We start from the raw sequence: 10,110 nt of genomic DNA, 5'->3' as shown, positions 1-10,110 counted from the left end.
CGAACGACGATGGTTCATTTACTATCACCCCAGATGCAGACTTCAATGGCGATCTCGATTTAAGCTTCGATGTCTCAGATGGTACAACGACAGTGGCTGCGGGTGTTGACCTTACGGTTAACCCTATCAACGATGCCGCGGTTGCACCAGACGTTAGCTTCGAAATGGATGAAGATGGTGTGATCACCATTACCGATGAACAACTGCTTGCGAATGCAACGGATATCGATGGTGATGACCTCAGCGTTGATGGTGTTACTTACACTGGCACAGATGGTGTATTAACCAGCAATGGTGATGGTACACATACCTTCTCACCAAATGAAAACTTCAACGGTGATGTACAACTCGACTTTGGTGTCAGCGATGGCACGGTGACAACACCAGCAAACATTGATATTGCGGTTGCCGATGTGAACGATGCACCGGTTGCAGGTTCAACCTCATACACGGTCAACGAAGATGGCCAAATTACCATCAGCCCAGATCAATTACTTGCGAACTCAAGCGATGTAGATGGCACGGTTAGCCTTGATAGCGTCAGCTACTCAGGCAGTGATGGTGTATTAATCACCAATCAAGATGGCTCAGTGACATTCTCACCTAACGAAAACTTCAACGGTGAAATCAGCCTGGATGTTGTAGTTATCGATGATGATGGCGCAACCGCTGAAACCACTGCGGGCATTTCTGCCATTGCAGTGAACGATTCGCCAGTGGTTGATGGTAATGTCGCTTACTCGGTTGACGAAGATGGCACCATTACCCTAAGCCAAGAACAATTATTGGCTAACGCAACGGATGTTGACGGTGATGATCTCACTGCGGTTGACCTCTCTGTTGGCGGTAATGCAACGGTTGTCGCGAACGACGATGGTTCATTTACTATCACCCCAGATGCAGACTTCAATGGCGATCTCGATTTAAGCTTCGATGTCTCAGATGGTACAACGACAGTGGCTGCGGGTGTTGACCTTACGGTTAACCCAATCAACGATGCCGCGGTTGCACCAGACGTTAGCTTCGAAATGAATGAAGATGGCATTATTGTTATCACGGATGAGCAACTACTTGCGAATGCAACGGACATTGATAATGATGAATTAAGCGTTGATGGCGTAAGCTACAGCGGCACAGATGGTGTATTAACCGATAACGGTGATGGCACACACAGCTTCGCACCAAATGAAAACTTCAACGGTGATGTACAACTCGACTTTGGTGTCAGCGATGGCACGGTGACCACACCAGCAAACATTGATATTGCGGTTGCCGATGTGAACGATGCACCGGTTGCGGGCAGCACAAGTTACACGGTCAACGAAGATGGCCAAATTACCATTAGCCCAGATCAATTGCTTGCGAACTCAAGCGATGTAGATGGTACGGTTAGTCTTGATAGCGTCAGCTACTCAGGCAGTGATGGTGTATTAATTACTAACGAAGATGGCTCAGTGACGTTCTCACCCAACGAGAACTTCAACGGCGAAATCAGCCTGGATGTTGTTGTTATCGATGATGATGGCGCAACCGCTGAAACCACTGCGGGTATTTCTGCCATCGCAGTGAACGATGCACCAGTGGTTGATGGTAATGTCGCTTACAGCGTTGATGAAGACGGCACTATTACCCTAAGCCAAGAACAATTATTGGCTAACGCAACGGATGTTGACGGTGATGATCTCACTGCAGTTGACCTCTCTGTTGGCGGTAATGCAACGGTTGTCGCGAACGACGATGGTTCATTTACTATCACCCCAGATGCAGACTTCAATGGCGATCTCGATTTAAGCTTTGATGTCTCAGATGGTACAACAACAGTGGCTGCGGGTGTTGACCTTACGGTTAACCCAATCAACGATGCCGCGGTTGCACCAGACGTTAGCTTCGAAATGAATGAAGATGGCATTATTGTTATCACGGATGAGCAACTACTTGCGAATGCAACGGACATTGATAATGATGAATTAAGTGTTGATGGCGTAAGCTACAGCGGCACAGATGGTGTATTAACCGATAACGGTGATGGCACACACAGCTTCGCACCAAATGAAAACTTCAACGGTGATGTACAACTCGACTTTGGTGTCAGCGATGGCACGGTGACAACACCTGCAAACATTGATATTGCGGTTGCCGATGTCAACGATGCACCGGTTGCAGGCAGCACAAGTTACACGGTCAACGAAGATGGCCAAATTACCATCAGTCCAGAGCAATTACTTGCGAACTCAAGCGATGTAGATGGCACGGTTAGCCTTGATAGCGTCAGCTACTCAGGCAGTGATGGTATATTAACTAATAACTCAGATGGGTCAGTGACTTTCTTCCCTAATGAGAACTTTAATGGTGAAATTAGCTTAGATGTTACCGTTATTGATGACGATGGTGCAACGGCTGAAACAACAGCCGGCATTACAGCACTCGCTGTCAATGATACGCCAATCGTAGATGGTAACCTTGCTTACAGCATGGATGAAGACGGTACAATCACCTTATCGCAAGAGCAGTTATTAGCTTACGCGAGTGATATTGATGGCGATGCATTAAGTGCAGAAAACCTATCAGTTGGTGACAACGCAACGATCGTTCAAAACCCTGATGGTTCATTTACAGTAACCCCTGATGCAGACTTCAATGGAGACTTAGACCTAAGCTTCGATGTTTCAGATGGCACAACAACGATTGCAACGGGTGTTGATCTTAAAGTTAATCCTGTTAACGATGCACCGATTGCTGGTCCAGAAATCTATATTCAAGCAGAAGAAGATCAAACCGTTGGTGTAACGCTACGTGAAGAGCCTGCTATACGTCTCGATGCACAGCCTGAATTTGGTATTGTACAAGCAAATATTGATGATGAGTGGGTTACGTTAGAGGTTGGTCAAGAGATCTCTCCTGATGCTGAAGTGCGTTTTGTTCCTGACGAAACAGCTATTGCTGACTCAACGCATACTAGTACGATCGGTACCTTTGACGATAACGCAAGTGTTGATGATTGGGGCACCGAGGTTGACTCACATACTCGTCAATTTACTGATGGTGACTTAGTTGTTACGACAGAAAGTACAGATGGCCCATTAGGTGCCTGGAATGGCAATACACATATTGGTCATGGTATTGGTGACACGGATAGACAGGGCTTAAGTGGTGATGAGCAATTAGTCGTTACTGTTGAAGGTCAGGACGTTAATGAGATCAGCTTTGAGCTTGATGGCTTAGGTGGTTGGTTTGTAGAAGGCTCTAAAAACTTCACTGAGGTTGAAATACGAGCATTTGATGCCGATGGTAATCTAATCGACTCTGAAACTTATCACAAAGATGATAACAGCAGTTTTGAGCACTCTTATACGTTAACGACAGATGAACCTGTTGCCCGTTTTGAATTAGGTACAGTGGAAGGTAATGGTACCTATGTTGTACAGAACATGTCTGTATCACAAACATTACCAGATGATGTCGTCTTTACCTCGATTGCCGTTGATGGTTCTGAGGTTACAGAAACGATTGATTTAAATCTTCACGCAGGTGATCAAGAAATTGATTTGTCAGAACAACTTCCTCTTGTGTTAAGCGCTGAAGATGGTGCAGAAGGGTTTGCTTCAATTGTTATTACTGAAGCGCAACTACTTGCACAAGCATCTGATATTGACAGCGAAAACCTCGATATTATTAACCTTGAGTTAAATGATGAGAATGCAGAGCTTGTTGATAATGGTGATGGTACGTGGACGGTTATCCCTGATGAAAACTTCTCGGGTGATATCGATTTAACTTACCAAGTGACAGATGGCGAGTTAGTTGATGATAATACGATTCACATTAATTTTGCTGAAGTAAATGATGCGCCTATCGCATCAGGTCCTGTGGTACTTAGCACTGAAGAAGATAACTCTATTAGCTTCACTGATGCTGATTTATTAGCAAATGCATCAGACATTGAGGGTGATGATCTTGCTATTCAAGATGTCTCTTATACAGGTAATGCTGGTGAGTTGATCACTAATGAAGATGGCAGTTATACCTTTGTTCCAAATGAGAACTTTAATGGTGACGTTGACTTAACTTATGGCATCAGTGATGGTGAAGATGTTACAACTAACAATATCGACTTAACGGTTATTCCAGTTAATGACGTCCCTGTTGCTGGCGCACCACTTGATGTACAAATGCTTAATGATGGTACGATCACCATTAATGCATCAAGCTTATTATCAGGTGCAAGTGATGTTGATGGTGACATTCTTCATATTGAAGATTTAGTACTGACTAATCAACTTGACGGGACGTTAGTGGATAACGGTGATAATACCTTTAGTTTCACACCTGCTGAAGGCTTTACGGGTAACGTTTCGTTATCATTTGATATCAGCGATGGGCAAGCATCTGCTCCAAGTTCACTCAATATTACCGTTGAAGAGTTTAATGAAGGGCCTGAAGTATCAGGACCACTTGCCGCAACGATTGAAGAAGATGGTAGCATTACACTTTCACAAGAAGAGTTACTGGCGAATGCAAGTGACTTAGATGGTGATTCATTAGCAGCAACCAACCTTGCTACTAATGATGAAAATGCAACAATCATTCAAAATAGTGATGGCAGCTTTACCATCACACCAAGTGAAGATTTCAACGGTGATATCGAGTTTAGTTACGATGTGACAGATGGTATTGAAACGGTTGCAACTGAGCTTGAACTGACGGTTACACCTGTTAATGATGCGCCTGATGTACCAGATTTATCTTTCAATATGATCGAAGATGAGTCAATTACGGTAACGACTGAGCAATTACTGGCACAAGCAACTGATGTTGAAGGTGACGAGTTATCAGTGGTGAACGTCTCCTCTCAAGATCCAAATGTAGAGGTAGTTGATAACGGTGATGGTACATACACCATCACACCACAACCAGAATACAGCGGTACTGCAGGACTAAGCTTCGATGTTAGTGATGGTACCGATGTGGTATCGGCTGATATCAATCTTAATATTGAATTTGTAAATGACGCACCTGAAGCGGAGCCTATTGTTGCTTCTGTTGATGAAGACGGCACTATTTTAGTCACACAAGAGATGTTGCTTGAAAATGCCAGCGATAATGATGGTGATTTATTAAGAGCTGACAGTTTACAAACCAACGATCCGAATGCAACGGTTGTTGATAACGGTGATGGTACTTTCAGTGTTACTCCATCTGAAAACTTCAATGGTGATATTACCTTTAGCTATGATGTCTCTGATGGTGAAACGGATACGCCTACTGAGCTTACATTAACGGTTAACCCTATAAATGATGGACCAGACGTTGCGCCAGTTAACTTTGAAATTCAAGAAGATGAAACATTAATTTTCACTGAAGCGCAACTGTTAGCACAAGCAACGGATGTCGAAGGTGATGAACTGAGTATTACCGATGTTTCATATAGCGGTGATCAAGGTGCATTAACTAACAATAATGACGGTACTTACACGTTCACTCCAACAGAAAACTTCAGTGGTAATATTGCCGTTGATTTCAGCGTAACTGATGGTACTGATGAAGTTTCACAAACTATCGATGTTGCTATTGAAGCGGTTGCTGATGCACCTGAGTTAACAGTGACTACTGGTGATGGCGATGTTGTTACCGATGAGGCGATTGTGGTTGAGCCAGGATCTACGACTCAGCTTAATATAGACGCTAGCTTAATTGACCAAGATTTATCGGAAACACTAACACTAGAAGTGGATGGTTTGCCAGAAGGTTCGGTACTGACTTACGATGGTGAAGCGCTGTTTGACGAACAAACTAATGGTATTACTAGTTACGAAAGCACTGATATTACGGTTACTTTCCAAGGTGAAAGTGCAGGATATCAAAATACAGCGGGTTACTACACGGTTGATGAAGAGGGTAATATTACCGGTGTAGAAATTGGCTTTGAAAATGCATCTCAAGTCGGCTCTGGCGGAGACTTAGTTGCTGGCGAATCATCGTTTACTTTTGATGTTGATGCGGGAGAAAGCTTCAATCTGTTTGTTATTCCAAACGGTAACAATCGTAATGATTTCGATAGTATGCAAGAGGGCACCTTTGAGTTTCGTGATGCTGATGGTAACCCCGCAACGATCGACTCAGTGGACCCACACTTAGTTCATATCAGTGAAGATGGTACTGAAACACCAATCGTCAGCCAGTTTGGTGATGCGATATTCCATGGTGGTAACAGTACTAATCTGAATGAAGATGGTATCGAACATACCAAAACATCATTAAATGAAGATGGTGACATCGTTTACGGTGTTGAAGATATCTTTGGTGGCGGTGATCAAGACTTTGACGACTTTACATTTACCATCGATGTAGGTGAAACCAACAGTCAAATCTTCCAAGGTGAAATCGTTGTTGGTGAAGATGGTAGTGCGATTATTCCAACAACCGTACTAGACCAAAACCTAGCAATTACATTCCCTGAAGATTACACCGGCTCGACATCATTAGAGATTAAAGCAACGGCAACAGAGCTTTCTAATGATGATCAATCAAGCACGGTTCAAGTGATTAACTTTGAAGTGGACCATGCGCCAGAATCCGATGCAGTGACAGCTCAGGTTGATGAAGATGGTTCAATCACGATTACTCAAGCCGATCTATTAGCGAACGCAACGGATCTTGATGGTGATGATTTAGTTGCACTCAATGTTACCTCCGACGATGAAAATGTCACCTTAGTGGATAACGGTGATGGCACTTATACAGTGACACCTGATGCTGACTTTAATGGTGACGTATCATTCAGCTTTGATGTGAGTGATGGCGATCAAATTGTATCAACAGAGTTAAACCTAACGGTTAACCCAATTAACGATGCAGCGCTGGCACCAGATGTTGCATTTGAAATGGATGAAGATGGCATTATCGTTATTACCGATGAGCAATTACTTGCTGGTGCAACGGACATCGAGGGTGATAATTTATCAATTGATTCTGTTACCTACACAGGCGCAGACGGTGTATTAACCAATAATGGTGATGGCACACATAGCTTTGCACCAAATGAAAACTTCAACGGCGATGTACAATTAGACTTCGGTGTAAGCGATGGTACAGATGTAACGCCAGCAAACATTGATATCGCGGTTGCTGATGTGAATGATGCACCGGTTGCAGGTTCCACTTCATATACTGTTAATGAAGATGGTCAAATTACCATTAGTTCAGAGCAACTCATTGCGAACAGCAGTGATGTTGATGGCACGGTGAGCTTAGATAGCGTTAGCTACTCAGGCACTGACGGTATTTTGGTTCAAAACAACGACGGCTCAGTGACTTTCTCTCCAAATGAAAACTTTAATGGTGATATCAGCTTAGATATCTCTGTGATTGATGATGATGGCGCGGTAGCACAAACAACTGCTGGCATTGAAGTGATTGCGGTGAATGATGCGCCAGTAGCGGGCGACCTTGCTTACAGCGTGGATGAAGATGGTAGTGTCACGTTATCTCAAGAACAATTATTAGCGAACTCAAGTGATGTTGACGGTGATGATTTAGTCGCTGGAAATCTCTCTGGTGGCAATAATGTTACCGTTACAGAAAATGGCGATGGTTCATTTACCCTTACACCAGATGCAAACTTCCATGGAGAAATGGATATAAGCTTTGATGTCACTGATGGTGAAGAGACGGTACAAGCGAATATTGATCTGACTATCAATCCAATCAATGACATCACGGTAGGAGTTGAAGATCAGGCATTTACAGTTGAAGAAGATGGCACATTAACTTTCACTGATGAACAGTTACTCACTGGCGCGACAGATATTGACGGTGATGAATTAAGCGTTAGTAATGTTGATTACAGTGGGACAGAAGGGGTGTTCACCGACAATGGTGATGGTACTTATAGTTTTGCTCCAAATGAAAACTTTAATGGTGAAGTGGATCTCAGCTTCTCTGTGACAGATGGAAATGAAACGGTTGGTGCGAATATCGATGTCACGGTGACCGATATTAATGATATTCCGGTTGCAGGCAGTACGACCTACACGGTAAACGAAGATGGTCAAATTACAATTAGTCCTGAACAGCTATTAGCAAATAGTAGTGATGTGGATGGTACGGTTAGCGTCGATAGCGTGGCTTACTCAGGCAGTGATGGTGTGTTAATCACTAATGAAGATGGTTCTGTTACATTCTCACCAAATGAAAACTTTAATGGCGAAATCAGCCTGGATGTTGTGGTTATCGATGATGATGGCGCAACAGCGGAAACGACTGCGGGTATTACTGCTATTGCGGTTAATGATGCACCAGTGGTTGACGGTAGCATTGCTTACTCAGTAGATGAAGATGGCACTATTACCCTATCGCAAGAGCAACTACTTGCCAATGCATCGGATGTTGAGGGCGATGATCTCACTGCGGTGGACCTCTCTGTTGGCGGTAATGCAACGGTTGTTGCGAATGACGATGGTTCATTCACTATCACACCAGATACAGACTTCAATGGTGATCTCGATTTAAGCTTCGATGTATCAGATGGCACAACAACCGTAGCAGCAGGCGTTGACCTTACGGTTAACCCTGTCAACGATGCCGCGGTAGCACCTGATGTTTCATTCGAAATGGATGAAGATGGCGTTATTGTTATCACTGATGCACAACTGCTTGCCAATGCAACGGATGTTGACGGTGATGACCTAAGTGTTGATGGCGTAAGCTACAGCGGCGCAGATGGTGTGTTAACCGATAACGGTAACGGCACATACGACTTTGCACCAAATGAAAACTTCAACGGTGACGTGCAACTCGACTTTGGTGTTAGCGATGGCACGGTGACTACACCAGCAAACATTGATATTGCGGTTGCTGATGTGAACGATGCACCGGTTGCGGGCAGCACAAGTTACACGGTCAACGAAGATGGGCAAATTACCATTAGTCCAGAGCAATTACTTGCGAACTCAAGTGATGTAGATGGCACGGTTAGCCTTGATAGCGTCAGCTACTCAGGCAGTGACGGTGTATTAATCACTAATGAAGATGGCTCGGTTACTTTCTCTCCTAACGAAAACTTCAATGGAGAAATCAGCCTAGATGTTGTGGTTATCGATGATGATGGCGCAACAGCAGAAACCACGGCGGGTATCAGTGCATTAGCTGTGAACGATGCGCCAGTGGTTGATGGCAATGTCGCTTACTCAGTTGATGAAGATGGCACAATTACCTTATCGCAAGAGCAGTTATTAGCGAATGCGAGTGATGTAGATGGTGATGCATTAACTGCTGAAAACCTATCGGTAGGTGACAACGCAACGGTTGTTCAAAACCCAGATGGTTCATTCACGGTTACACCAGATGCGGACTTCAATGGCGACTTAGATTTAAGCTTTGATGTATCAGACGGCACAACCACGGTTGCAACGGGCGTTGACCTTACGGTTAACCCTGTGAATGATGCGGCGGTTGCACCAGATGTTGCATTCGAAATGAATGAAGATGGCATTATCACTATCACTGATGAGCAACTGCTTGCTAATGCAACAGATGTTGACGGTGATAACTTAAGTGTTGATGGCGTAAGCTACTCCGGTACTGATGGCGTATTAACCAGTAATGGCGATGGCACACATAGCTTCGCACCAAATGAAAATTTCAACGGTGACGTGCAACTCGATTTCGGCGTAAGCGATGGTACGGTAACCACACCAGCGAACATCGATATAACAGTTGCTGAAGTTAATGATGTACCTGTCGCTGGGTCTACTTCATACCAAATGAATGAAGATGGCAGCATTACCTTAAGCCCAAATCAATTACTTGCTAATGCGAGTGATATTGAAGGTGAAGTTGCGCTTGATAGCGTGAGTTACTCTGGTACTGATGGTGTATTAGTTAATAACCCAGATGGTTCAGTCACATTCTCACCAAACGAAAATTTCAATGGCGATATCAATTTAGATGTTGCGGTTGTCGATGAGGCGGGAGCTGTCACCGTTGGTAATGCAGGTATTGAAGTACTTGCCGTTAATGACTTACCGATTGCTGGAGAAACCTCATATACCATTGATGAAGATAGCGTGCTTATCTTCAATGAAAGTCAAATACTCGCTAATGCCTCAGATA

1 protein-coding gene is annotated in these 10,110 nt (G+C 44.0%); it reads left to right on the top strand.

All coding sequences use genetic code 11. The features are described from left to right. Nucleotides 1–10,110, top strand: a 10,110-nt coding sequence (locus QQK09_RS10665) for a tandem-95 repeat protein (RefSeq protein ID WP_284204124.1), incomplete at both ends; no start/stop codon positions are given.

This window comes from Psychromonas marina (genome assembly GCF_030161115.1).
Classification (GTDB): Bacteria; Pseudomonadota; Gammaproteobacteria; order Enterobacterales; family Psychromonadaceae; genus Psychromonas; species Psychromonas marina.
This window is presented reverse-complemented; position numbering and strand designations above follow the sequence as displayed.